The organism is Paenibacillus sp. MMS18-CY102 (assembly GCF_009789195.1).
Taxonomy (GTDB): domain Bacteria; phylum Bacillota; class Bacilli; order Paenibacillales; family Paenibacillaceae; genus Paenibacillus_T.
Map to the genome: position 1 here is coordinate 1 of NZ_WSTC01000020.1, position 25908 is coordinate 25908.

A 25908-nucleotide genomic window follows, 5' to 3' on the forward strand; every position below is an offset into this window, starting at 1 on the left:
TACGGAGGATGATGTGAAAAGCCTCCTGCGCCTTTGTTTGAACGATGCCCCCTAGTGGGGCAACAACAACTAACAGGCTTCGCCTTCCTGATGGATAAATCTACTACACAAACTTTTTGACGCTACCACACTAGCTCGCCATCCGGCTCTTTAGGGCAGATTTTTCTGCCCTATTCGCACACTAGCTCGCCATCCGCCTCTTTAGGGTAGATTTTTCTACCCTATTCGCACGCTAGCTCGCATTCCAGCTCTTTAGGGCAGATTTTTCTGCCCTATTCGCGCTCCAGCTCGCCTTCCAGCTCTTTAGGGCAGATTTTCCTGCCCATTTCGCGCTCCAGCGCGCCATCCGCCTCTTTACGGCTGATTCCCCCTCCTACCCTCTTCGAGGGGAAAGGAGATTTACCGCTTGTTCGACCCGGAGCGCTGCACGGAACCATCGGAGCGACCGGAATCTTTTATGGCTTTCAACGGCTAGCCCCCAACGAATGACCCGATCCAGCAAAATGCCTACACGGCGGGAATGGGCACGGACGGATTGCCGCTTGTCATCGAATAGCCGGTTCGTCACATCATATGGCGCATGGCCGCCCGACATCACATAGAATAACGTTGCTGCAAGGCTGTAGATATCAGCTTCTGGTCCTTGCTTGGAACGCTCGGAGTATAACTCCAGCGGCGAATAGCCCGGCGTGGTTACGATAGGATGCGGGCCTGGTTCATTGTAACGAATCGCCGAGCCGAGATCGAGCAAGATCGGCTGCCCTTCTTGATCAAGCCATATATTGGCCGGCTTTATATCGCGATGAACAACCTGCTTCGCATGCATATGCGACAATGCATCTAATAATGGATTGAATATTTGCACCATTTCCTTGGTCGTAAAGCTCATCTCACGCTCATCTTGCGCAGCCTTCATTTGTTGAATCTTATGGCTAAGCGTCATGCCATAATGAAACGAAGTAACCAAGTACATCGTGCCATTCGCTTCAAAATGGTCCCCATACCGCACGATGTTAGGGTGATCCAGCTCCTTGAGCAGCATCGCTTCGCGTTCGAATTGTTCCAGCAGCTTATAATACGTAGGCGACAAATCAGTTTTCAAGCAGCCAATCGAAACGTGATCTGGTTTCCGGCAAGCTATCGCTTTCGGATAAAATTCCTTGATGGCGCGCATTTCGCTGCTATCTACGTCAATAGCTGCATACACGATCGACAGCTCACTTTGGTGCAGCACTTTTCTAATTTTATACTTCCCCTGAAGAATCGTATTTCTTGCTAACGCGTCTTTATTCGAATGTGAATGTGAATTTAAATTTAAATTCAGGCTATCCTTCATCTCCATCGGTCAATCGGCCCCCGGGTCCCATTATGTCCAATTTCCTTAAATCTTCTAATAATGGAATCGGCCAACAAGGCTTAATTGTTTAGAGGTTTGATCAAATCAATCAGCTTCTGTGCTGCTTTGCTGATGTAATGCTGCTTCAGCCAGATCATCGCGGAGCTAGATGAGGCATGCGGGCCATCAATGCGATACGCTTGAAGCTGATGGCAGCGATAACGGTTAAGTGATGCCCGTGGCAAAATAGTCGCTCCGAACCCGGATGACACCAATTCGATTAGCATGCCAATATCCGAGCATTCCCCTACGATCGTTGGCGACAAGCCTTTCGCATGGAATTGATCCAACAATAAGTGGTACAGGCCAAGGCCTTCCGTGCTTGGAAGCACTAATGGATGCAACGCAATTTGCTCGTACGCAATTAATGGCTGCGCCGATTGGCCTCCCGCTTCTGCCTGTACAATACCTTCTTGCAGCTTGCCCGCTGTTACGAAAAATAAAGGCTCTGCCCCCAGATTCACATAGTCAAATTCATCAAGCGCGATAGGCAGCCGCACGATCGCAAGGTCTAGTGCCCGGTCCTTAACCAGCTTCATTAACTGATTCGTTTCATTCTGCTGAATCTTAAAGGTGACATTCGGATATAACGCCCGAAACGCACTAAGCGCCTCTGGCAGCCGCTCATCCGATAGCGTATTGATGCCGATGGACAGCTTCCCTCTCAGCCCTTGCCCCGATTCCTGAATTTCCGCTTTTGCTTCTTCCATGAGGCGCGTTATCGTCAGCGCATGCTCATATAAGGTTTTGCCCGGAGCCGTTAGCTCCAGGTTACGGCCATTGCGATTAAAAAGCGGTACGCCTAGCTCTGTCTCCATTAGCTTGAGCTGCTGGCTAAGGGGGGGCTGGGACATATGCAGCTTTTGCGCAGCGGAAGTCACCTGAAGCTCCTCGGCTAGTGCAATGAAATAACGCAGTTGTTTCAAGTCCATATATGTCGTCGCTCCTGCCAGGTATACGATTATCATATGCGAAAGCAATATTTTTGATATTATTCATATAGTTATGCCCATGATACCATAGTTGAAGCAATTCGGCGGATTTACTCCCCAAATGCAAACAACATGTGGAAAGCTGGGAAGGCTCATGGCAAGCAAGATTGAAACCAAACATTCGTTAAGCGTGCTGCTCGCCGGCGTGCAGTGGCTTTTCTTTTTGTTCACGAACACGGTCATGGTGCCGCTCTCGGTTGGGCATGCGCTCGGGCTTGATGCCGATGGCATCGCAGCCTCGATGCAACGCTCTTTTATTTTGACCGGGCTATTATGTATCGTACAGCTTATATGGGGGCATCGCTATTCGCTGATGGATGGGCCAGCTGGCGTATGGTGGGGGCTCGTTCTAAGCATTACCGCTTCCGCTCCTGCGATGGGCATGGATGTGGGCACTGTTGCAGCTAGCTTAATGAGCGGCTTTCTGTTATCGAGCGCACTCGTTATCATCTTGGCTTTATGCGGCTTTATTCAAGTCTTAAAACGAATATTCTCACCGGTCGTGATGGGCGTGTTTCTGCTGTTGCTAACGTTCCAGCTTGCAAATACGTTCTTCAAGGGGATGATCGGATATGACCAGAATGGCAAATGGGATTTGCAGACAGCGGGGTTATCCCTCTTCATCATGGCAGTTGTCGCCTTCGTCCATCTGAAAGGAAAAGGGAAAATAGGACAGTTCTCGCTGTTAATTGGGATCATGGCCGGCTGGGCCGCTTACGTATTGTTATTCGGGCAAGACAGCAGAATGGAAACGGTGAATGCGGGGAGCACGGGGATTTGGGACTGGCTGCCTTGGGGAACGCCCGGCTGGGAGCCTGGCATTCTATTAGTCGGCTTGCTCGCTGGCCTCGTGAACATGACGAATACGATTACGAGCCTAACGGCGGCCAGCAAGCTTTTCCAACGGGACGCATCGAAGAATGAGTATATACGCTCGATCTTGTTTACCAACGGCTTCTCCATTCTGGGGGCTTGCTTTGGCCTCATTCCATTCGGGACGTACGCTTCATCGATCGGTTTTCTTGAAAATACGAAAGTATTGCGGCGTGCGGCGTTATTCGTAGGCGCTGCGCTGTTCATGCTGATCGGGATATTCCCAATTCTAAGCAGTTGGCTCGTGAAGCTTCCGATGTCCGTGGGGAGCGCCGCCCTATTTATTGCTTACCTCCAGATGTTCGGCACGGCCTTCCGCACCATTCAAGGCACCACATTTAATGCCAAAACGATCTATCGCTTGGCCCTTCCCGTCCTGACGGGCATTAGCATTATGAACATCCCAAGCTCTGCGTTTACCGAGTTTCCTCCATTGCTTATGCCCATTTTGTCGAACGGGTTAGTGATCGGGGTCATCATGGTCATCGTGCTGGAGAACGTTGTGCGGTGGGAGAAGTATGAGACAACGCCCGTTATCACGCAATCGGAACGGACAATTGCGTAACTTGGGCGACTTTGCGATCGTATGCGAGGGCAACTGTACAATAATCAGCCGCCTTCTTGTACGCTCGCTTGTCATAATAGTGGGCTCCAAGCTCGCTCGCCAACGGCTTGACATGGCTGAGTTGATTATCCACGATACACATCGCCACCAGCCTCTGCATCTCCTTCTCGTACTTTGCCTCGTCTGCACGAAGCTTGTACGCCCCAGCCTTCATGGCGCATAACTCAATATAGTCATAATGCAACTGATGCTCTTCTGCGATGAGAAGCGCTTCATCGAGATAATCGTCTGCCGCACTCCATGCTTTGAGCTCCCTATAAATCTCAACCAGGCTTTTGTAAACATAAACGTTGCCAGCGGCGAACGAAATGCTCTCATTGAGCACGGCCGCCTTCTCAAAATGGCAAATCGCATCGTCATCATTCCGCATGCTTTGATGAACACAGCCAAATGCGTACTCGAGCATAGCAAGCAGCTGTGAATCGCCAATTGCATTCACAATGTCCTGCGCCTCTATTAAGTAGCCCATTGCACTGTCATGCCGATGCAGCAGATGGGATTGAAAACCTAACGTGATCAGCGCCCTCGCCAACTGGCCATGATCATCCAACGCTTTGAAGCCGTCATGCGCCTTCTGTGCATAGTGAAAACAAACACGCTTATCCTCCACAATCCGTTGCTTGACCAAGCTTATATGAAGAAAGAGCAGTGCCGCTTCACAGCTGCCAACACAAGGCAAATAAGGCTCTGCCTTCGCGTAATAGTGATTCGCTTGAAAAAAATTTTGCTTATATAAAAACAAGTTGCCTGCAGCTAAATAATAGAAAAAATAATGTTCTCCTTGCCCCTCGCCATACGCGTCTGGGATAAATGTTTTCGACATGCCATATAGCCTGCAAGCTTCCTTTACATCCCTTAGCTCGGCATAATGCGAGACTAACGTTGCATAAATCTGCAAATGAATTTGTTCGTCATGCAGCTCTAACGCATGCATGTTCAAAAACAGCACATCCTCGTCAGGCAATTCCCCCGATTTGCGATAGCACTGGACGATACCATTGATTTTGTCCCTATATTTGTTGCGGTCCAACGTGACGAGATACTCCAATTCAACCCCTAGCTTGCTGGATATTAGATGTAGAAATTGTGATGAGGGCCGAATTTGGCCATTCTCAATTCTGCTCAAATAAGCAACCGACGCAATGCCTTCGACCAGCTCGCCCTGCGTCATTTTTTTATGAACCCTCAGTTGCCTGATCCGTTCGCTGATTTTCATTCATTGCCACCCCAACACACGAAAAATAGGCATCATCCGGCTTTATGCGACTCCAGACACAACAGCCTATTAGAATCGTAATACAGTTTCTCCCAACTTTCACCGAAATCTATGCTTCGTTTCTTCGAAATTGTATTGCGGTATGTGTAAACCATGGTATCATTGTCGATATTCGATTATAAATTTACAGTTTTGCCAGAGGAGCAAATTATGGGCCTAGGATTGCTGCGCAAAAAAGAATTATACGGACTGCTTCTTATTGTCGTCCTAATGATTTATTTCGTACTTATTAGCATGAAGTATACCTATATCGGCATTGAAGCCCATCATATAAACGATCAAGATCAATGGGTGATTACCTACATTTCGCATAACTCTTGGGCGAGTGAAGAAGGGCTGGCGCTTGGCGATGCCATCGTCGAAATTGATCACCATCCTCCCTCCGACAACTTTACGTTAAGCACCTATTTGAAAGTCGAACGAATACATCAACTGGCCATACTTCATGGGGATGTAACAACTAGCTACTCGATTGCTGACTTCCAGATTTCGTACGCATGGCTCATGCAAAGCTTATTGCCGCTCATCCTGCTGCTTGTGACGCTTGCCATTGGCTTAGCCTTCTATCGAAAACAAAATGGCAAAATGGAACGCGATGTGGCCGTACTTATTATTTTTTCCTTGCTCGTCGCCCTTAGCTATGTCATCGCTGGCGCTTCGGCAAGATATGATCGCCTTGCCTTGCTGCTTATCGCGGGCACGTTCCCATCGATTCCGCTCGTGCTGCTTCACTTTATCTATCTTCATGCAAAGAAAAACGGCCAAAAGTTGCGTATGGCGAAGCTGTTTATTCTATTCGGATATGCCATCATCGGCTTGTTTACTGCCATTAATGCAATCTACATCTATTCAGGCATGCTGATGCCAATACCGTACGCGCAAGTTAGAAGCCTTACTCTCGCTTTTTTCTGCATTTCAATTGCCGCTCTGCTCATCGTTAGCTTTCGCCAATATGCAGCTAGCAGTTCAAACGAACGGCCCGTTTATACGATTCTGCTAACCGGCCAAGTGATCGCTTTCTTCCCATTCGTTGGACTCGTTGCACTGCCTAAATTAATTGCGAAAGTTCAACTAATCTCGCCCGAGCTTGCTTCTGCATGTGTCTTCTTCATGCCGATTATGTATCTCAGGCTGCTGACTGCCAAGCAACTGCTCGACATCGACCACATGTTAAAACGGTTACGATACTTCGCTTGCATGGCGGTCGTTCCGGCTATTGTTGCAGTTGGGCTGCTGCTCCTCCTCAATCAGGACGACTCTCCGTGGGAGGGAAAATGGCATGAGCTCGTTATTGTTATCTATGCGGCGATGATGCTGCTGTTGTACCTCAAAGAGCAGGTTGACATGCGGCTTCGCTCCGGCTGGCTCGACGGCTACGGTCCATTCCAATTAAGCATTGACCGTTTCACAAGCCAGATTTCCCGGATCATGAAGCCTGCCGACCTGGAGAACATGCTCATTAAGGAGATTCAAGCTGTGCTTCGGGTAAAGTCAGTCATTCTATTGGAGCTGCATATGCATTCGGAAGCTTGCAAAATCAAATCGGCATTCGGCTCCCCGCCGGATGAGGCGACGCTCGCAAAGATGAAGCAGGCAGCCATCCGCGGCGCCGCCGGCAGCTTTTTGCCTATTGAACAAGGGCTATGCTATTGGTTTGCCAGCAACAACGAAACATATCAGCTCTTATGGATCCATAACAAATCCAATCGTACAAGGTTTAATCAAGACGAGCTTGCATGGCTGAGAACGCTGTTGAATTACGGAACGCTTGTCTATGAGAACTTGCTGCTCGTAGATGACTTCATCGGCGAGCTGGAGCAGAGCATGGCCAAGGACCAGCAAACGCCGACTTGGCTGCTCCGCCTTCTATTCTCGATTTCCGAAAACGAGCGGCGGCGGCTTAGTACGGATCTTCATGATGCGGCGCTACAGGATCAAATTTTATTGTATCAACAGCTAGAAGACTTAAGCTCTCGCCACGAACTGTCCAGCGAAGCCAAACATGACGTCAGCCGGATTTGCGATGGGCTGCTAGACGTTATCGACCAAATTCGCGAGACTTGTAACGAGCTTCGCCCGCCTTTTCTCAACGAAATGGGGATCATCGAAGCTATCCGCAATCTGCTGGCCAAGGTTCGATTGCGCGCCAATTATTCCATTACATTAAACACCGATGAATGCCAAGCGCAGGTAAAGCTGGATAACCATCAGGCGCTAACGCTTTACAGAATCGTGCAGGAAATGCTGCATAACGCCGGCAAACATGCCAAAGCATCGCATATCGACCTCATTCTATCCAGCTCGGATGAACAATTCCACATTCGCTATGCCGATAACGGTGTGGGGATGAATCTAACCCAGCTCCGATCATCGTTCTCGCACATGGGGCTGTGGAGCATTCAAGAGAGGGTCGCAAGCTTGGAAGGAACCGTCGTTTTCCGCTCAGAGCCCGGACAAGGCTTCCAGGTCGATATTGCCGTTCCTGCAGTATCCTCGTCACATATTCGTGCATTCGATGCGCGTACAACCGGCTAATACTATAATGAGGTGATTCTTATCGTAACCATTCTGCTTGTCGACGATCATCCTTCGGTAGGCGAAGGAACCAAACAACGGCTGGAACGTGAAGCCGATTTTCAAGTAACCGTGGTAGAGTCTGGCACCGAAGCGCTTTCGTTGCTAGCCCAGGGCTATCTGTTCGATCTCATGCTATTCGATCTGAATATGCCGGTCATTAACGGGCTAGAGCTTACAAGGCGAATCATCGAGTCCAATCCTGATGCGCTCATTCTTATCTATACGGGTTTTGACATCGCTCCGAACTTCAATATATTAATCGAAGCTGGCGTCAGCGGGTTTGTGAACAAAGCAACCTCCTGGGCGAGGCTCATCAATATTATTCGATGTGCGCTTGAAGGCGAGACCGTACTGCCGACGGCTCTCGTTAAAGAGCTGCGCCGCACCGATATTAAAGTGCCCGTTGGGAGCAATGGCTCACTTGAGCATATTTCAATCAATCAGCGGGAGCAGGTTATTTTGCAAGAGATCGCACAAGGCAAAAGCAACAAAGAGATTGCAGCCATGATGTTTATGAGCCAGCGGATGATCGAATACAATCTGACGAAAATTTTCGAGAAGCTAAACGTCAGCTCTCGCTCTGAAGCGATTACAGAAGCGAAGAAGCACGGCCTCGTGCAGGAAGCGAAATTCGAATGAACGAAGGGAGTGTCCCAAAAGCCGTTACGCTTCTGGGAGCACTCCCTTTATTGTGATGCAGCGGTTCGATTATAAGCGGACACGCTGCAACCGTAATGCATTCAAAACGACGGATACGGAGCTTAGTGCCATTGCTGCGCCAGCAAGCCATGGGGCAAGAAAACCGCATGCAGCAATTGGAATGCCGATAATATTATAGGCTAGCGCCCAGAACAGGTTCTGCTTAATGTTCGCCATCGTTTTGCGGCTCAATTGGATCGCATCAGGGATGCTAGCCAGGTCACCGCGCATGAGCGTCACGTCTGCCGTTTCCATCGCGACATCTGTTCCGGTTCCGACCGCCATGCCGATGTCTGCCATCGCGAGTGCTGGCGCATCGTTAATGCCGTCCCCTACCATCGCAACCTTGCGCCCAGCTTCCTGCAGCTGCTTCACCGCTAATGCCTTGCCTTCTGGCAATACTTCTGCCATTACGCGTCTGATGCCCGCTTCAGCTGCGATTGCACTAGCTGTTGCTGCATTGTCCCCGGTAATCATGATGACATCGATTCCCATGCCATGCATACGGTCCACTGCCGCCTTGGACGTTGATTTGATCGTATCCGCCACGGCAATAATTCCCGCATATTGCCCGTTTACCGCAATGAGCATAGCCGTCTTCCCTTGTTTCTCCAACCCGGCCATCTGTTCAAAGGCATGCTCAGCAGCAATGTTATGCCGCTTCATCAACTTGCTCGTCCCGATCAACAGCGCATAGCCCTCTACCTTTGCGCGAACGCCGTAACCAGGAATCGCTTCGAACCGCTCAGCGGCTGGCAGCTCAATCCCCATTTCACGAATGCCACGAACGATCGCCACCGCTAGCGGATGCTCCGAATTTCGTTCCACAGCGCCAACCCAGCGCAGCAATTGCTGATCGGCGTATGTACCGCCGGCCAACACGTCTGTAAGCTCTGGTTTGCCATTGGTTACGGTGCCTGTCTTATCAAGCAATACGGTATCCACGCGATGCGCCGCTTCTAGGCATTCGCCTCCTTTGAACAGGATGCCAAGCTCTGCAGCACGCCCAGTACCTGCCATGATCGAAGTCGGCGTAGCTAGTCCGAGTGCACAAGGGCAAGCGATAACGAGCACCGCAATCGCTTTCTCTAACGCATTGGCGAATGCAGCTGTTCCATCCACGAATAGCCATATTGCGAAAGTCGCTGCAGCAATGCCGATCACGATTGGCACGAAGATGCCTGAGATTCGATCAGCCACCCGCTGGATCGGCGCTTTGGACCCTTGTGCTTCTTCCACCACCCGAATGATTTGCGCTAACGCCGTATCCGCACCGACCTTTGTTGCCCGAATCTTTAACATGCCATTTCGGTTAATTGTCGCTCCGAACAGATCGTTGCCCGCCCGCTTCTTCACGGGCATGCTCTCGCCTGTTAACATCGACTCATCGACGGCTGAGTTGCCCTCTAGCACAATGCCGTCTACTGGTATCTTCTCGCCCGGCTTAACGATGATGATGTCACCTGCGACAACTTCCTCAATCGGGATCCGATATTCAAGTTCTCCGCGTATGACGGTTGCAGTCTTCGCCCCGAGCCCCATCAGTGTCTTAATCGCCTCAGACGACTTGCCTTTTGCGAGTGCCTCGAACAGCTTCCCTAGCAAAATTAGTGTAATAAGCACACTGCTCGTCTCGTAATACAACTGCGGTGAATGCATATGGCCATGAGCCCCAAGCGTTCGGAGCGACTCGTATAGGCTATAGAAGAACGCTGCCGATGTGCCCAAAGATACGAGCACATCCATATTTGCACTCCCGTTGCGAAGCGCCTTGAACGCCCCTTTATAGAATGGCGCACCAATTATGAACTGTACGGGAGCGGCAAGCGCGAGCTGAAACCATTGGTTCATAAACAACTCTGGCAGCCAAATGGCTGAAGCGAACGAGAAGTGGCTCACCATCGTCCACAACAGCGGCAATGACAGAGCCGCAGACACGGCTGTCCGCCAACGCTGCCTGCGAATTTCCTGTTGGCGCGGGTCTGCAGTTGCCAGCGCTGCGTCCCCATTCGGCTTGGGCTTACGAATCAGCCCATAGCCGAGTGATTCCACCTTGCCCGCGAGCTTTTCTGGATCAACAAGTGCTGGATCGTAGGTGACTGACGCTCTCTCCAAAGCGAAGTTAACCGTCGCCTCCGAGACGCCAGGCATCTTCTTAAGCCCTTTCTCAATGCGGACCGCACATGTCGCGCAAGTCATGCCCGTAATATGAAGCATTGCCTGGTCTTGTTCTGCAACTAGCGGTTGCTCTGCTTCCATATAAGGCTCACCCCACTTTCCCATCAGCCAGCTTCGTTCGGCTGCTCCACATACTAATTAGAACGATGCTTAGAATAGATGCAGCAGCGCTAGTCACATACAAGTACGCGAAGCCATTATCATTAGACAGAATCAACTGTCCCGCTAGCGTCGGCCCAAGCGTTGATCCAACGGACCGCAGCAAGCTCAAATATCCGACAGCCGCCCCCATTTCCTGCATGCCGACCGCCTGCAAAATCATGACGTTTAGTGGGGCGCCAATAACAATGCCGACGCCGAAACCCATGGCTAGAATCGTTAGCTCGAACAACGGCAACGACTCCGTGCCAGTCGCGAGTGCTGCTGCACCAGCCAGCGTGATGATAAACCCGAGGAGCAGCACTCGCTTCGGTCCCATACGATCGGACAGATAGCCTGCCAAGAGCGATGCCGCCATGGAAGCGACAGCCATCGGCATAACCGTCAATCCGCTATTGCCTTTCGGAATATCAAGCAGCGTTTCAGCATAATAAGGCAGCATGTTAATGGCTGAGGCCATTACAAAGCCGGATGTAAGCGATGCGATCAGCAACAGCAGCGTACTCCCTCTTGAGAAATAAGAGAGTTTCAAGACAGGATCCGCTTGTTTGCGCTCCACCATAATCAAGATAGGCAGCAGCACAACAGCTACGACTGCAAGCCATATGCTTTTCTCTGTCGTGGCCAGCATAAGGCTGGCGATAAGCAAGCTCAGCACCGCGATGCCGAAGCCGTCAATCGCTTTCTTGGCCGTCTGCTGCTCGGAACGGTAACGTGAAATAGAAAGCAGAATGGCAAGTGCAATCGGAACATTCATTAAAAAGATCCATTGCCAGTCCGCAAACGAAATAATTAAGCCGCCAATTAACGGCCCCATAATCGTCCCAATGCCGAAGCTTACGCCGATCCAGCCCAGCGCTTTGCCTCGCTTCTCAGGCGGATAAGTGGCTGCGATCTGGGCTGCCGTAATCGGAAAAATCCCGCCGGAGCCAATCGCCTGAACAGCGCGCCCAAGCAGGAACAGCCCAAAATTAGGAGCAAACGCCGCGATTATTGACCCGATCCCAAACAAGATTATGCCGGACATAAACGTCCCTTTTCGCCCAAAACGATCGGATAACTTTCCCATAACAGGTATGCTCACTGCGAAGAGCAGCGTGTATATCGTAAAACTCCATACGCCCCATGAGGTTCCCACCTCAAAGCTAGCCAGTATGGATGATAGGGCTGGCCCGACGATGCCATGGTCCAAAGCCCCCATAAAGATGCCTAACAGAAATATCACAATGATTCTCGATTGCGATACCACTCTCGGCTTCGTCGTGTAAACGGCTTGCAGCGACAACTAGTCTCACCCCTTCTGTTTATTTACATTCAGAATAATGGAAGCAATAGGAAAACGTAATAGGTAAAATCATGCGATTTTTCGGGTTCACAAACAGCGATTTTTGGCCATGCATTTAACTGGCATGCGAAAAGACGCTTGCAGTTACTGCCTGCAAGCGTCGAAAGAATAATATATTTTCAAATCTAAAGGAGCTTAAATTCCGTAAACACCGAATACGAGTTTACGCTGGAGAATATGCCCGAAGCCGTTACTTCCTCCGTATAGCCCGGATAAGTAATTTCGAAGGTTACCGTATACGGCACATCGATTTTCCCTTGCAAAATGATAGCAGACACCTCGATCGTCTTGCCTGTCGGGACGGTTACGGGCACTTCTAGCGTAAGCTCCTCTGACTCGTCAGTTGCATCAGTTTGCGAATACGTACGCGAGCCTTCTACGCCAATTTTCACTTTGGTCTCGCCGATGAGTGGCAGCCCCGCTTTAAATTCGATTGATTCCGAAATTTTCAGGCCACGTTCATTCGTAAAGCTATAGGATGTCCCTTTCTTATAGGACATCGTTAGCACTTGCGTCTGGTCAATGCCGGACGTATTTTTGACGACTTGCTTGTCTGTAACGAGCGGCTGGTCTACCTTAGGATCAACGCCCTCCAGCTGAAAATCAATATGCTTGATTTTGATATTCTTCTTATCGGCCAAAAACAGCCAAAGCTCGTTATCAGCCGCCTTGGACCATTCCCAAGTGACGAGCTCTTGGCCATCCTTGAAGGAACTGCGCGGGACATTGATTTTCTGTTCCCAATCGGCAAAGTTCTTGATCGCATTATACGTTCCTGGCACGCTATCATCTTTCCACACCATCAGGTCGTTCGTATCCGCTTGGGAGATATTTTCCAAATAAAGCTGCGATCCGTTCGCTGTCGACCTTCTGCCGATGCATGTGCCCGTCTTCTTATTAATGATTGCATATGCGGTGCTATCATTGGTGCGAACCGCTCTTTTTTCCCACAATTGATACTCATCCCCGTACTTGTGCGGCGATAGAAACACCGAATCACTGTTGTCTTTCGCTGTAATGGCTAACGACTGGTTTCCTAATTTTCCTTTAGAAATAATGGAATGGTACACGGTTTCAGTTGGCATTTTCATTTCTCCACCTTTCATAATAGAACTGCTAGAAGCTTCGGCATCTGTTTGATGCAGCTGCGGCTTCAACAATCTTAGAATAGGGATGAAATGTGGCAGCCATATGGCAGAAATAGAGGAAGGAGATTAAGAAATTTTCGAAGCTTTGGGCAGCAACAGCTGGAACGTCGTTCCCTCAGGCGAGCTTTCCTTCAGGCTTAGCCTTCCGTTCATTGCACTAGCCAGCATGCGGCATAAGGTCAATCCTAGCCCAAGCCCGCGCTCCTCCCGCTTCTTGTTCGTTCCTCGGTAATGCCGTTCGAATATATTAATTTGCTCGTCTGCCGGTATGCCTGAGCCCGTATCTTTCACCAACAGCTCGTAGTGGGTATTCGAATAAAGTTGGACGATGATCGAAATTCGGCCTGCACGGAGCATCGATTGCCGGCTGTTATTCAGCAAATTTACAATGATTTGTTGGATGCGGTCTGCATCGCCATGCGCCATTGCCTCTTCATCCGGAAGAACGGTCTCAATAAAGAGCCCTTCATCCTGATGAGACAAGCGCCATTGGCTTACAATCTCGCCCAGATGCTTGCCTAGGTCAATATCCTCTAATTGAAGCCGAATGCTCCCGGATGCATAGGCATTAAAATGAAGCAAATCTGCTACCAACCGCTCGAGCCGCTTGGTTTCTTTTAGCGAGAGGTCAAGAAACTCTTCTGCCTCATCTGAAGCTACGACTTGGTCACGAACGGCGCGCGTAAGGCCGCGAATTGAAGTGATCGGCGTGCGCAGCTCGTGGGTTACGCCAGCCAGCAGCTCGGCACGCAGCTGCTCCAACTGTTCGAGCCGCACGGCCATCGCGTTAAAATAGACGAGAAGCTCGTAGATTTCCTGCTCCTTCGCATTATCCTCCAGCATTAGCTTATAATCGCCGGCTTCAATCTGTTTGAACGCTTGAACAACGCGATGAATCGGCTTGCTCATCTGGCGCAGCAGCCAATAGAGAATGAGCCAGCCTAATAAACCCGATAATAGCAGCAATGACCCGATCAAGCCGTATTGCTGGTTAATGATGGTCAGTTCTTTCTTGCCATAGGCAATGGCGATGGTTCCAATGACTTCATTCCCAGCAAAAATCGGTGTCGTAATCGTATAAAAGCTGCCAGCTCTCTTCACGCTAACTCGGCTCTCTAGAGGCGGCGGTGCTGGAAAAGCAGGCTCCGATTCCGGAACAGGCTCTCCGGGTCGCTTCGGAACGCCTTTGTAAAATAAGGTTCTGCCGTTCGCATCGAATACCGTCACGCCGAATTGAGCGGGCAGCCTCTTCCTGCGCTGATGGTTATCAATCCACTTATAAAAATCATCGGGGATGACAATTATGCCAGTCTCGCCTCCGACATATTCGGCCGTATCGGCCGCGAAGCTCTGAATCTGCTGCAATCGTTGGTGCAACGCCTGATAGCGCAGCCATAGTACAGAGACGGTCCCGATAATAAGCAGCCCTACGGTTAATGTGATGACATAACGTTTGGTCCAATACCTCAGTAGCGTAGTTCGCGTACGTTTAGCCGGGCTTATTGGCATAAAACTGATACCCCGTTCCCCTTAACGTTCGAATGCCTCCATCCGCTGGCGACATCTCTTGCAGAGACTGGCGCAGCCGCTTAATGGCATGGTCAACCGCTCGGTCGCTCCCGTCATAGTCGATTCCCCATACATGCTCAATCAACTGCTCACGGTGAAAAATTTGGTTCGGATGCTCCGCAAGAAACAGCAGAAGCGCAAGATCCTTCGGCGTTAAGGACAAGTCCGCTCCGTTCAATCGAACCGATTTGGACTTAAAATCGATCTGCAGGCTCCCATATTGCTTCATGCCCTCCGTAATTAACGCATGCGGCGGCCGCCGCAATACCGCTTGAATTCTAGCAATAACCTCGTCTGGCTCGAACGGCTTGCTCATATAGTCATCCGCACCGCTATTCAAGCCTTGCAAGCGATCGTCGATTCCCCCTTTTGCCGTCAGCATAATAACCGGGCATGTGCTTCTGCTGCGCACCTCGCGCAATACGTCCCAGCCGTCCATCTCAGGGAGCATCACGTCTAGCAAAATAAGTGCAGGCTGGATCACCGCTAGCTGCCCAATCGCTAATTCGCCCTGCGAGAACACTGCACACTCGAACCCCGCTTTCTTCACATAGGCTGCTAGAACGCGCGAAATGGCAGGGTCATCTTCCACAACCATGATGGTTCTCATCCTTACACTCCTTATCCTATTATGGATGAAATCGTTAAATCTATTGCGAGTTTAGCATATCGGATGGGCAAGAGACACCTGATCATTCCTAAGTGAATGAGGCAAGGCCAAGGCCAATGCGCTAACGGACCGTAATGACGTTATTCGGCGAAAAAACAGCATATTGCAAGGCTAACGGACACCAGTGCCGTTATTCTGCCCATTTGACTAGTAAACTCGCTGTTTTCGCATGAATAACGTCCGCTGAGTCCGTTAGAATGGCAAACACTGCAATTTGGGCGTTATAACGGCCGCTCGGTCCGTTAGATTGGGGAGAGGGCTTGCATATGCAAGCAAGCCTTGGCCGGAGTTGCGCTTGCCCAGCTATGCCTAAAAGGCAAAAAAGCCGCGGGGCTCCGCGGCTTTCTCGCCTATATCACTTGTAAATGGTTTGTTAATTTCCCCTAGCTCGCTGGCCCAACATTCACCAGGCTCACATCCGATATCGTAATGGCAGTCTGTCCGGCGTTGCCGCCCGGAATATTGCCCATATCGAACGAAATGCGCGAATTCGGATAGCTGTCGGTTGTAGCGTTGAAGGTGAACGTAAACGTCTGTTCGGTAGTGGTGAGATCAATCTGGTCTCCGAAATACCCATGCCATGCATAATTGGCGGGAACATCGACCCATCCAATGCCAAGCCCCAGCTTTCTTGGCGTGTCGGCTTTCGCTTTGAACGTGAGCGTATATTTAGAGCCTTGTTGAATCTTGAAGCCTTCTTGGATAAGCTGGCGGTCCCAAGGGTTGTCCCCCACCGTGCCAATCGCAGCTTGCAGCTTGCCGCCGGCCGCTGTTATCGCAAGTTGGCTCGCATCGACCGCAGCGTAGGAGAACCACCCATCGGTTCCACTCGCGAAGCTTCCATTTTGCAGCAAATTAATGTTCATCGGCTGGCCGCCGCTATCTGCTGACGGATTCACCTCATAGAGCATAACGTTATCGATCGCAACGGAATGTGCAGCTCCGCCGTTCACCGGGTCCCCTAGCCCGAACACTAATGAAGCGGCTGGATCGGTATCATGGCTCATCGTAAACGTATAAACGTAATGCGCCTTCGTTTCGGCCAAATCAGCTCGTTCTTCCAAATATTTTGCATATGTGCCGCCGCTCTCCGCCACGAACACCTGCATGCCACGAGGCGTCGACGCATACGCATCCAGCTCAAGGCGATACGTTTTGCCCTTCACGATATTCAGGTTGTACTGCTGCACCTGATCATCCCACCAATTCGTTCCTGTGCCAGACACTTGGACAGCCAATTCGCCAGCATTCGAACGGCTGATCGAGGAAGCTGTTGCTGATGATAGATTCCAGCCATTCATGTCTGTATCGATGTTGCCGTTTTGCACCATATTTTCGGACAAATCGACCCAAACCGTGTTGAAATCCGCTCCTTCAAACGTAACATAGTAGCCTTGCCCCGATTTCATCGGAACGGGATTGAAGTAAACCGTCTTATACGTTTGCCATCCGCCTGTATCGCCAAGCTCGTAATTCGACTGGGCGATCACGTTGCCCGCTTCATCCTTCACGCTCATCCGGATTTGCGAAGCAGCCTCACCGCTCGCAACTCTCGCTGAAATCCGGTAATCAGCATCATGCGCTACGCTGATCTTGTATTGCAGCATGTCCCCTTCATCCATGTAGCCGACGTTTTTGCCGCCTTCGCTCGCATTTTCCAGCTGCAACCCGTGCATCTCCCAAGCCTCAGCAGCGGCGATATGGGCGTAGCCATCGACATGGATTGGCTTGCCGCGCTTGATGATGCGAACATTATCGACATAGACTTTGTCTGCCGCTCCGCCGAACAGCAGCTTCAGCTCCGCTTCCACTTCATCAGCGCCGTCGCCAATGATAACATCCTTCGAATACGATTTAAGCTCGGAAGTTAACTGCACCGTGCGGCCGCCGACAAGCTGGATGCTATTGCCGCTTGTGCTCGATAGATCAACATCGATGCTTCTTGCCGTTTCCGCCTTCGCGTCGAAGGAAATGCCGTACGTCGTATTTTTCTCAAGTGGAAGCCCCGGCTGGCTAACCGATACGGATTCAGCTGCTACCCCGCCATTCGCCACATCTGCGACAAGTTGGCGCTCCATAATCGGGAATGCTAAGAAATTGTTCACGCTAATTTGCGCTTGCGCATCCGGTGCAACTGCACTTGACCAGAAAGCCAAACGGCCCTTGCCTTGATCAAATGTGCCATTATATACGAGATTGCCATCAGGAAGCGCCGCCCGAGCGCCCGGCACAACTGGCACCGGCGTCGCATCGCCAATTTCAACGAGCTTTACATTTGCCAAATAGACCGTTTCCGCGCTTCGTCCGAGGTTAAACTCGAATCTCGCATTATTATCGCTGCTATCTTGCATGTCGAACGTATATTCATAATGCTGCCAGCTCGTCGTGAGCGCTAGCGATTGCTCACCCGAATAGTTTTTCCAGCTCTTCTGGAACTGGTTAACCTTCGACATAATCGAACGGTTCGCATCCGCCTTTGCATCGAACGAGACTTTATACTTTTTGCCTTTTTGCACGTACATCGGCATTTGGGTCAACTGGACTGAATAAAGCTCATCGCCTGGTTGCGTAATGGACACTTTCGCCACTTTCCCTTTCGCAGGGTCGTCTGCTACAGCTACACTGCCAGCGCCATTCGCATTCAAAAGAAACTGCCAGCTTTGAGGTACGCCATTCCCATCTGCCGCTTCCGTAAACCGCTCATTATACAACTGATTGCCATCTGCTTGCGGCACACGCTTCTGAGTCGGCACAGGGGGCTGTCCCGTGATGTCCGGCCAGCTGCTTAAATTTTTATATTCGTATACGCGAACAAAATCAACTTTCAACTGGTCCGATACAAAATCAGCGTTCGGCGATCCCGGCCAGTCGCCACCGACCGCTAAATTCAGAATCATATAAAACGGACGGTCGAACGGCGCAGGGTACGTATAATCTTCCGGCTGGCCAGGCCCTCTCGTCTTCCAATCTGTCACCTCGTGATACAATTGGCCGTCTACATACATCCGAATAACGCCAGGCAGCCATTCCACTTGAAAATCATGATAATCGTCATTGAATGTCTGTCCAGCCGGGAGATCATAAGTGTTCTGGTCAGAGCCATGTGACCCATCAGGCTGTACGCTATCAAAATGCAGCGTGCCATAGACGCGATTTTTGTTCGCCCCGCCAATAAGCTCCATCATATCGATCTCGCCTGAAGCCGGCCACCCCCCATAATGGGACTCATCTGTTGGCATCATCCAAAATGCAGGCCACATGCCCTGGTCAACTGGCAGCTTGGCGCGTACGACCATTTTGCCGTATGTCCAGTCTCCCTTGTTTTGCGTAATTAGCTTTGCTGACGTATAGTTTTTGCCTTTGTAGCTTTCCTTCTTCGCCTCAATATTCAGGACGCTGCGTTCGCCATCCTTGGCAATCGCCGCATTGTTCGGGTTATAAGCTTCTAGCTCGTTATTGTAAACAACGCCCGTATCCTCAAGCGTCCACTTGGAAGCATCAATCGCTGGCTCATTAAATTCATCGTTCCATACTAACTGCCATTCATTATCTGGAATCGTCGTCGAAGGCACTGGCTTCTCGGCTGCCGGACCCGTCGGTCCTGTTGGATTCGTTGGGTTTGTAGGAATAGAAGTCGAAGGAGTTGTTACCGTTCCTTCAGGCTTTAAGGAAGTTTGCGTTCCAGCCTTCGCTTCTTCCCCATTAACCTTCACGCCGCTGGCTACAACGACTAGCTCGGATACCGTCCCTTTACTGTTAATCTGGGATGCCGTTGCCTTAGCATCAACCGTTAGCCTATTGATTACACTGTCGCTAGACACTTCAATGCGCAATGGGTGCAACACAATGGCTGCCTCCGCATGCGTCCCTTTCGTGAAAGCAACTTGCCCGCCGCCTTGCACGATAATTTTCCCGGTAACAGTTACCCCTTCAAGCGTAATGCTGCCTTCCCCGATGCCTTCCGCCAGCACGAGGTTGCCATGAATCACCGTATTTGTTAACGTGACGCCCCCCACTCGAATGACGAGATTGCCTTCCACAGCAGGTTTACTATACACAGCTGATTCCGTCACGATATCGCCCACCATGCCGGACAATAAAACAGCTAATTCTCCCCGTGTGATCGGCGCCTTCGGAAGCAGCGCTCCGTTGAAGCCTTTTAACTTTTTCTCGCCCACCAAATAAGTAAGCGCTTTCTCGGAATAGCCGGCAATATCAGCCCGGTCTTGAAACGCATTTAGCTGCGAAGCCGGCTCTTGGCCTGTCGATAGCCGAAACGCACGATCGAGCATGACCGCCGCATCTTGTCTCGTCACGCTGGCACTCGGCGCAAAATGCTCCGCATCCACGCCATCTGTAATGCCTGATCCATAGGCCCTCATGACGGAATCATAATGCCAAGCTGCAGGGGCAACATCTTGAAACCGCTTACCAGTTTGCCCGCTAAATCCGAACACACGATCCAATACAGCGATCAGCTCAGCTCTGCTAATCGGTTGGCTAGGCTTAAACGAACCGTCCTCATAGCCGTCCAACAAGCCGAGCGCTTCCAAGCGCTGTGCATCCTTCTGCGCCCAATGCCCTTCTAGATCTTGAAATAACGGCGCAGGCTGCTGCGTTGGCGATTCGCTGGCATAAGCAGCCGGACTCATCAAAGTAAGCAGCAAACAGCAACTGATGAGTAGAGACATCCATTTGTTCATCGTTGTACCCTCCTAGTTTTCATAACCTTGAACATTGGCTCTAAGGTGCCATCCCACCGAGCGCCGCATGTGCAGCTCTCGGCTCGTGGCTTTCCTGCCTGCCTATTCTTTCACTGCCCCAATAACCATCCCTTTGACGAAAAACCGTTGAAGGAACGGATAGACGAGCAAGATCGGCAATGCTCCGATAAAGATTTGCGCCGCCCTTACCGTCCGCTGCGAGATGTTTTCCAGCAGCTTCGGATCGACGTTTATTTTGGAAAAATCCTGCTGTACGATAATCGTCTGAAGCAGCGAGGCAAGCGGATAGTTTTTGACATCGGACATGTAGATCATCCCATCGAACCAAGCGTTCCATTGAAACACCATCGTGAACAGCGAAAGCGTTGCAATCGCTGGCATCGATAATGGAATGTAGACGAGCGCAAGTGTTTTAAATTGGCCCGCTCCATCGAGGAAAGCAGCTTCCTCCAGTTCCTTAGGCAGCCCGCGGAAAAAGTTTAGCATAAGGATAATGTTCCAGACCGATACGGCTCCCGGCAGGATCAACGCCCAGATCGAATTCATCAGGCCGATTTTTTGAATGAGAATATAGCTTGGAATTAAGCCGCCGCTGAACAAAATCGTGAAGACGAAAAACCACATGTATGCCGTTCTTCCCCTAAAGGCTTGGTCGTCCTTCGCCAGCGGAAAGGCGGTTAGCAGCACGAGCGCCATCCCAATGACGGTTGCCAATACGGTTCGCTCCACAGAAATCCACAACGATTGGATAAAATTCGAGTTGCCGAACGTTTTCTCATACGCATCCGTCGTAAAGCCTTTGGGCCAGAACCCAACCAAATTAGCGGAAGCCGGCGCCATGCTGCTGAACGAAACGGCAAGAATATGAATGATAGGAAGTATGCATAGCAGCGAGATGATGCCCAAGAACAAATAATTAAAGATGCTGAACAGCTTGTAGCCTAGCGTTTTGTGGTACAAGATGAGCCCTCCTTCGATGTTGTGCGGGAAGCCTGCGGCTAGAATACCCGATAATTCGCAAGCTTGTAAGCCAGCCGGTATGAGATGACGATCAGAATGGTGCCGACAATCGATTTGAACAAGCCGACTGTCGTAGCGAAGCTCATTTTGCCATTCAAAATCCCGAGGCGGTATACGAATGTATCAATGATGTCGCCTTTCTCATAGACGAGCGGGTTATATAAGTTGAACACTTGGTCAAATCCTGCATTTAAGATGTTGCCAATCGATAACGTCATTAGCACGATCGCTATCGGCATTATCGCTGGGAACGTAATATGAATCGTTTGTTTAAACCGGCTCGCCCCATCCACCTCCGCCGCCTCATATAGCGCTGGGTTGATGCCCGCAAGCGAAGCAAGAAATACAATCGTGCCGAACCCGAATTCCTTCCATACATCGCTGACGATCAATGTGACCCTAAACCAATCGCCATCGCCGAGGAAGAAGATCGGCTGTCCGCCAAGTGCAGTTACGAGCTTGTTTACCATTCCGCCCTCAGGCGATAAAATGTCGAGCAGGATGCCGCCGAGAATAACCCATGAAAGGAAGTGCGGCAGGTAGACTAGCGTCTGCGTCACCCGTTTGAACACCATCGATCGCAGCTCGTTTAGCAGGACCGCGAATAGGAAAGGCGCAATTAAGCCGGCGATGATTTTGAAGAAAGCAATAACGAGCGTGTTCCAGATGACCTGATTAACGTCCGGGTAACGAAACAGGAATCGGAAGTTATCTAAACCTACCCATTTTGAACCCGTGAATCCGAGCCATGGCTTAAAATCCTGGAACGCAATGACGATGCCGGCCATCGGAACGTATTGAAAAATAATAGTAAGCAGAACCGCTGGAATTAACATCATGTGCAACGGCCAATTCCGTTTTATATTCCATTTTTTCCTATTAAGACGTGACGAAATATGCGTATCCGGGCGTGAATAAGCAAGATCTTTCATTTAACTTCCTCCATGTTCTTACATTAATTTTTACTTTTATTAATCCTCCAAACCTTGTAATATGATTATAGCAACGCAAAAAGTTAATCTATATCCTAATATTGCAACAACAGTATTGATATTTTAACTATATGGAGGCTTCATCCCCATGCGATTACGTTTTAATGTGTTTACCAAAATCTCGCTCCTCGTTTTATTGCTCCTTATCCCGGTACTCTCGCTTTACACCTATTCCAACAAGGAAAGTGTAAGCGTTATCGAGAACGAGATTCAGACCAATACAACGAATCGGCTGTCGACGTTCGCATCGCAGGTAGAGTCTAATATTTATCAGCTATCCCTCTATGGCGTTGCGATCGGGCAGGACTCCAGCATTCGAGAGTACCAAGGGACTGATTTTACCCAAAATCCGTATGAACGCGTAAAGCAGAGCGTTGCGATATTAGAAAAAATGAACCTCTATAATGCGGCGAGCAAATGGCATTCCATCGTCACGCTCTATTTCCCCCGCACGCGTGATGTGTTATCTACCGACTACTATGCTACCTATACGTACGAAGAAAATGAGTTCTCCAAGCCGCTTCCGACAACATGGCATTATGCCGACGGCAGCTTCACTTGGTTTACGACGGAGCCGCTCTCGGCCATGTCAGCCCCTCGCACCTCTCGGCTAATTTCGAAAATCAGCTTTCCTGTCACCCATCTGACGGGGCTGCTTGACCAGAACAAAGCCAACAATAGCGGCGATCCGTTTCTATTCAATGCCAAGATGGGAACGATTCGGAATGGCAGTGCCAATGAAGCGCTCATCGCACAGCTTGGGCAGCAACTGAAGGCATCCGCACTAAGCAGCAGCGGCGGATTTCGGGCAGAGCTTAACGGTACCGAATATTTTGTCTCCTATATTCATTCGAAGAGCTTGGATTGGTATTATGTCGATTACGTGCCGATGCAGCAGATGCTAAGCCCGATTACGAATAGCCGCAACTTGTTTTATACGTCCATCGCCGTACTGCTCGTCATGAGCCTAGCTGTCGTATTCATTATTTATCGCAGCGTCCAGCTTCCGCTCCTGCAGCTCGTTCGAGGCACGAGGCGGTTATCGTCAGGCGACTTCTCCGTTCGATTGCAGCCTAGCGGGAATAACGAATTCAGCCTTGTGCTCGGGCGGTTCAACATTATGGCCCAGCGTATCCAAGAGCTGATCGAGAACGTCTACGAAGAGCAGCTTCGCCGCCGTGAAGCGACACTGAAACAGCTGCAGTCGCAGATCGATCCGCATTTTCTATACAACTGCTTGTTCTATATTAAAAATATGGCACGCATGAAAAACGAAGAGGCTGTCGTAGCGATGTCATTGAATCTAGGGGAATACTTCCGTTATATTACGAGATCAGAGAATGACCTAGCGACCGTGCGCGAGGAGCTGAACATGGTCAGCAACTATTTGAAAATCCAATCGCTTCGCCTTGAGCGAATGGCCTATACGATTGATGTTCCGGAGGAACTGCTGGACCAGTCGATCTCGCGCTTAACACTGCAGCCGATCATCGAGAATGCCATTATTCATGGCTTAGAGCCGCAAGCCGAGGACGGCGAAATTCGAATTCGAGGGTTCTATGCGGATGGGCGTTGCACCCTCACCGTCGAAGACAGCGGCATAGGGATGTCCGATGATGCTTTGGGCCAATTGCAGCAAAATCTCGCCAAGCCGCTCGACGGTAACATGGGCTGCGGCACTTGGAATGTCCATCAGCGGTTAACCTATCTGTTCGGGGAAGAAGCAGGGCTAACTTACGCCCGTTCTGAGCTGGGCGGCGTTCAAATTACGATCACATGGCATACCAACAACGAAAGCGAAGGTGGACACAACAATGTTACAACTCCTATTGGTCGATGATGAACGTTCTGTAGTGGAAACACTCGCCGAAACAATCCCTTGGCCACAATGCGGAATTGGCACCGTACATGAAGCGTTATCTGGCATGAAAGCGCTAGAAATACTTGAAAATAATCCGATCGATATCGTCATCACCGATATCCGTATGCCCGGCATGTCGGGCATTGAGCTAATCACCGCCATTCATGATCGCTGGCCCCATGTGAAGTCAATCCTGCTCTCTGGTTACGCTGATTTCGAATATGCGAAGCAAGCCATCGAGCAGCAATCGTTCGATTACTTGCTAAAGCCTGTAAGCGATGAAGACCTGATCAGCTCCGTTACGCGCGTCAGCAATCAAATCCACGAGAAGTGGGAGGAAGTCGCATCCTTTCGCAAGGCACAATATGCTTTCAATGAGCATTTGCCCCTGCTTCGCTCGAACACATTAAATGAGCTGTTACGGGGAAAAAGCTATGCGGAAGCAGATTTAGCGGACAAAATGAAGTTGCTGAACCTTCCTTTTAGCGCGGGGGATCAGTTCTGCTTGCTCCTTATTCGCATGGAAGCGCGGTTTACCGAGCTGCCGGGGCAGGATTGGGCGCTTATGGAGTATGCCATATGCAATATCGTAGGCGAGCTGATGGCTAACGATTTTGAAATTTGGCACACAAGGGACGCGCATGATTACATTGTGCTGGCCGTTAAGCCAAGGCAATTGAATAAGAGCTCATCCTCAGGAAAGGATGACCCGAAGGCATTGCTTGAGCGATATGCAGCACAAATCCAAACGAACGTACACAATTACCTGAAAGGTGAAGTTTCCATTCTGGTGGGCGGTTGGGGGAAATTTCCCGTTCAGTCCAAAGAGCTTTATGAGCACGCGGTCACATCCATGCGAAGAAGAATGGGCCATGGACAAGGCTTGTTCCTCACCTTGCCCGAACAAGTGGAAACGGGCTCGATCAACACCGTTTGGCCACTATATGAGCCCCCCACCCTGCTCAGCCTGTTGGATGCGGGAAGATTCGAGGACGTGGAGAAGAAGATTCGGCAGATTTTCCAACGGATGCTGCAGGCAGGCAATGAGCACGGCTTATCCGAGCAGCTGATCGAAGCCTACCACGTGCTCGCCGGAGCATTCGCCTATATTATTCATAAGAATGGCAAACAATTGTCCGACATCCTGTCGGCTGACGACATCAAATATTTTCGTTCACCGGCCTACTCGACTGCGGCACAGCTGCTAGATTGGTCCATCCGCATCTTGAACTTCATTCGCGATGACGCTGCCCAAGAGCAGATCGATAACCATAGCGCGATCGTTCGCATGGTGCGAAGCTTCGTTGACCTCAATCTGGCAAAGGATGTGTCATTGCCCGCCATTGCCGATCACGTCCATCTGCATCCCGTGTACCTGTCCAAAGTATACAAAGTCGAAACCGGCGAGGCGCTGACCGAGTATGTGTACCGGCTACGGATGGAAAAAGCAGCATTCTTGCTGCGCACTACCCCCGCTAAAGTGCTCGAAATCGCCGAGGCGGTCGGCTATAACAACACCGCCTACTTTATCCGGGTGTTTAAGAGGTATTACGAGGTAACGCCGCAGGAGTACCGGGACAGCTCGCAAGCGTGATTCTTATGGCGGGACTGAGATAGGACAGGCCTTCCGGCCGTTTCGGGAAGGACGTTGGAAGACACACTGTTCATCGTCTATGCTCGGATCGGCCTGACCCGTCCGATTGGCAGGACCGGTGCTCGGAGAGCAGATGGATGGCGTCCATCGGCGGATAAAACACTCATCGATTTTCTAACGGACTCCAGCGCCGTTATTTCGCTCAAAATG

General features: G+C 50.4%; 16 protein-coding genes. 5 read left to right on the forward strand and 11 right to left on the reverse strand.

The annotated features are described in order from the left end of the window. Positions 1-373: 373 nt before the first annotated feature. Together GON22_RS15845 and GON22_RS15850 are read right to left on the reverse strand one after the other, a co-directional pair. Positions 374-1342, reverse strand: coding sequence for a serine/threonine protein kinase (locus GON22_RS15845; protein WP_160397076.1), 969 nt, complete (start codon positions 1340-1342; stop codon positions 374-376). A gap of 74 nt (positions 1343-1416) precedes the next feature. Beyond that, positions 1417-2328 carry a LysR family transcriptional regulator gene (locus tag GON22_RS15850; RefSeq protein WP_160397077.1) on the reverse strand — a complete coding sequence of 304 codons (912 nt, stop codon included), beginning with the start codon at positions 2326-2328 and terminating at the stop codon, positions 1417-1419. A 154-nt stretch (positions 2329-2482) separates the two neighbouring features. On the opposite strand from GON22_RS15850, the gene GON22_RS15855 reads away from it, so the two are divergent. Next, positions 2483-3826, forward strand: coding sequence for a uracil/xanthine transporter (locus GON22_RS15855; RefSeq protein WP_160397078.1), 1344 nt, complete (start codon positions 2483-2485; stop codon positions 3824-3826). Here the strand turns inward: GON22_RS15855 and GON22_RS15860 are convergent. After that, entirely contained in the window at positions 3798-5102 is a 1305-nt protein-coding gene (locus tag GON22_RS15860; RefSeq protein WP_160397079.1) for a helix-turn-helix domain-containing protein, read from the reverse strand. The genes GON22_RS15855 and GON22_RS15860 overlap by 29 nt on opposite strands. 210 nt (positions 5103-5312) lie before the next feature. Here GON22_RS15860 and GON22_RS15865 point away from each other — a divergent pair, with 210 nt between their 5' ends. Beyond that, positions 5313-7697: a sensor histidine kinase gene (locus GON22_RS15865; RefSeq protein WP_160397080.1), complete on the forward strand. Its 2385-nt coding sequence runs from the start codon at positions 5313-5315 to the stop codon at positions 7695-7697. 21 nt (positions 7698-7718) lie between these two features. Beyond that, positions 7719-8378, forward strand: a complete 660-nt coding sequence (locus tag GON22_RS15870; RefSeq protein WP_160397134.1) for a response regulator — start codon at positions 7719-7721, stop codon at positions 8376-8378. Between the two features lie 69 nt (positions 8379-8447). Here the strand turns inward: GON22_RS15870 and GON22_RS15875 are convergent, their stop codons facing one another. From GON22_RS15875 to GON22_RS15910, 8 genes are all read right to left on the reverse strand, one after another. Then, entirely contained in the window at positions 8448-10697 is a 2250-nt protein-coding gene (locus GON22_RS15875; protein ID WP_160397081.1) for a heavy metal translocating P-type ATPase, read from the reverse strand. A 7-nt stretch (positions 10698-10704) separates the two neighbouring features. Then, the gene (locus GON22_RS15880) at positions 10705-12060 is read right to left on the reverse strand and encodes an MFS transporter (protein WP_160397082.1); all 1356 of its coding nucleotides are present in this window, start codon (positions 12058-12060) and stop codon (positions 10705-10707) included. A gap of 185 nt (positions 12061-12245) precedes the next feature. Further along, positions 12246-13205, reverse strand: a complete 960-nt coding sequence (locus tag GON22_RS15885) for an ETX/MTX2 family pore-forming toxin (RefSeq protein ID WP_160397083.1) — start codon at positions 13203-13205, stop codon at positions 12246-12248. A 129-nt stretch (positions 13206-13334) separates the two neighbouring features. Continuing rightward, positions 13335-14777 carry a HAMP domain-containing sensor histidine kinase gene (locus GON22_RS15890; protein WP_160397084.1) on the reverse strand — a complete coding sequence of 481 codons (1443 nt, stop codon included), beginning with the start codon at positions 14775-14777 and terminating at the stop codon, positions 13335-13337. Then, complete coding sequence (locus GON22_RS15895) at positions 14758-15447, reverse strand: response regulator transcription factor (protein ID WP_160397085.1); 690 nt, start codon at positions 15445-15447, stop codon at positions 14758-14760. The genes GON22_RS15890 and GON22_RS15895 overlap by 20 nt, the downstream gene beginning before the upstream one ends. Positions 15448-15890: 443 nt before the next feature. Further along, positions 15891-20210: a carbohydrate binding domain-containing protein gene (locus GON22_RS15900; protein WP_160397086.1), complete on the reverse strand. Its 4320-nt coding sequence runs from the start codon at positions 20208-20210 to the stop codon at positions 15891-15893. Between the two features lie 102 nt (positions 20211-20312). Beyond that, positions 20313-21191: a carbohydrate ABC transporter permease gene (locus GON22_RS15905; RefSeq protein ID WP_160397087.1), complete on the reverse strand. Its 879-nt coding sequence runs from the start codon at positions 21189-21191 to the stop codon at positions 20313-20315. Positions 21192-21229: 38 nt separating this feature from the next. Next, positions 21230-22183, reverse strand: a complete 954-nt coding sequence (locus GON22_RS15910; protein ID WP_160397088.1) for an ABC transporter permease — start codon at positions 22181-22183, stop codon at positions 21230-21232. A gap of 148 nt (positions 22184-22331) precedes the next feature. Here GON22_RS15910 and GON22_RS15915 point away from each other — a divergent pair, with 148 nt between their 5' ends. After that, positions 22332-24083, forward strand: coding sequence for a cache domain-containing sensor histidine kinase (locus tag GON22_RS15915; RefSeq protein ID WP_160397089.1), 1752 nt, complete (start codon positions 22332-22334; stop codon positions 24081-24083). Beyond that, positions 24058-25698 (forward strand): response regulator, encoded by a 1641-nt coding sequence (locus tag GON22_RS15920; protein WP_160397090.1) that lies wholly within the window; start codon positions 24058-24060, stop codon positions 25696-25698. Before GON22_RS15915 ends, GON22_RS15920 begins: the two co-directional genes overlap by 26 nt. The last annotated feature ends 210 nt before the right edge of the window (positions 25699-25908 follow it).

Coding starts and splice junctions, on each gene's coding strand:
- GON22_RS15845 (WP_160397076.1), bottom strand. CDS start 1,342: ATGGAGATGAAGGATAGCCTGAATTTAAATTTAAATTCACATTCACAT.
- GON22_RS15850 (WP_160397077.1), bottom strand. CDS start 2,328: ATGGACTTGAAACAACTGCGTTATTTCATTGCACTAGCCGAGGAGCTT.
- GON22_RS15855 (WP_160397078.1), top strand. CDS start 2,483: ATGGCAAGCAAGATTGAAACCAAACATTCGTTAAGCGTGCTGCTCGCC.
- GON22_RS15860 (WP_160397079.1), bottom strand. CDS start 5,102: ATGAAAATCAGCGAACGGATCAGGCAACTGAGGGTTCATAAAAAAATG.
- GON22_RS15865 (WP_160397080.1), top strand. CDS start 5,313: ATGGGCCTAGGATTGCTGCGCAAAAAAGAATTATACGGACTGCTTCTT.
- GON22_RS15875 (WP_160397081.1), bottom strand. CDS start 10,697: ATGGAAGCAGAGCAACCGCTAGTTGCAGAACAAGACCAGGCAATGCTT.
- GON22_RS15885 (WP_160397083.1), bottom strand. CDS start 13,205: ATGCCAACTGAAACCGTGTACCATTCCATTATTTCTAAAGGAAAATTA.
- GON22_RS15890 (WP_160397084.1), bottom strand. CDS start 14,777: ATGCCAATAAGCCCGGCTAAACGTACGCGAACTACGCTACTGAGGTAT.
- GON22_RS15895 (WP_160397085.1), bottom strand. CDS start 15,447: ATGAGAACCATCATGGTTGTGGAAGATGACCCTGCCATTTCGCGCGTT.
- GON22_RS15900 (WP_160397086.1), bottom strand. CDS start 20,210: ATGAACAAATGGATGTCTCTACTCATCAGTTGCTGTTTGCTGCTTACT.
- GON22_RS15910 (WP_160397088.1), bottom strand. CDS start 22,183: ATGAAAGATCTTGCTTATTCACGCCCGGATACGCATATTTCGTCACGT.
- GON22_RS15915 (WP_160397089.1), top strand. CDS start 22,332: ATGCGATTACGTTTTAATGTGTTTACCAAAATCTCGCTCCTCGTTTTA.
- GON22_RS15920 (WP_160397090.1), top strand. CDS start 24,058: ATGTTACAACTCCTATTGGTCGATGATGAACGTTCTGTAGTGGAAACA.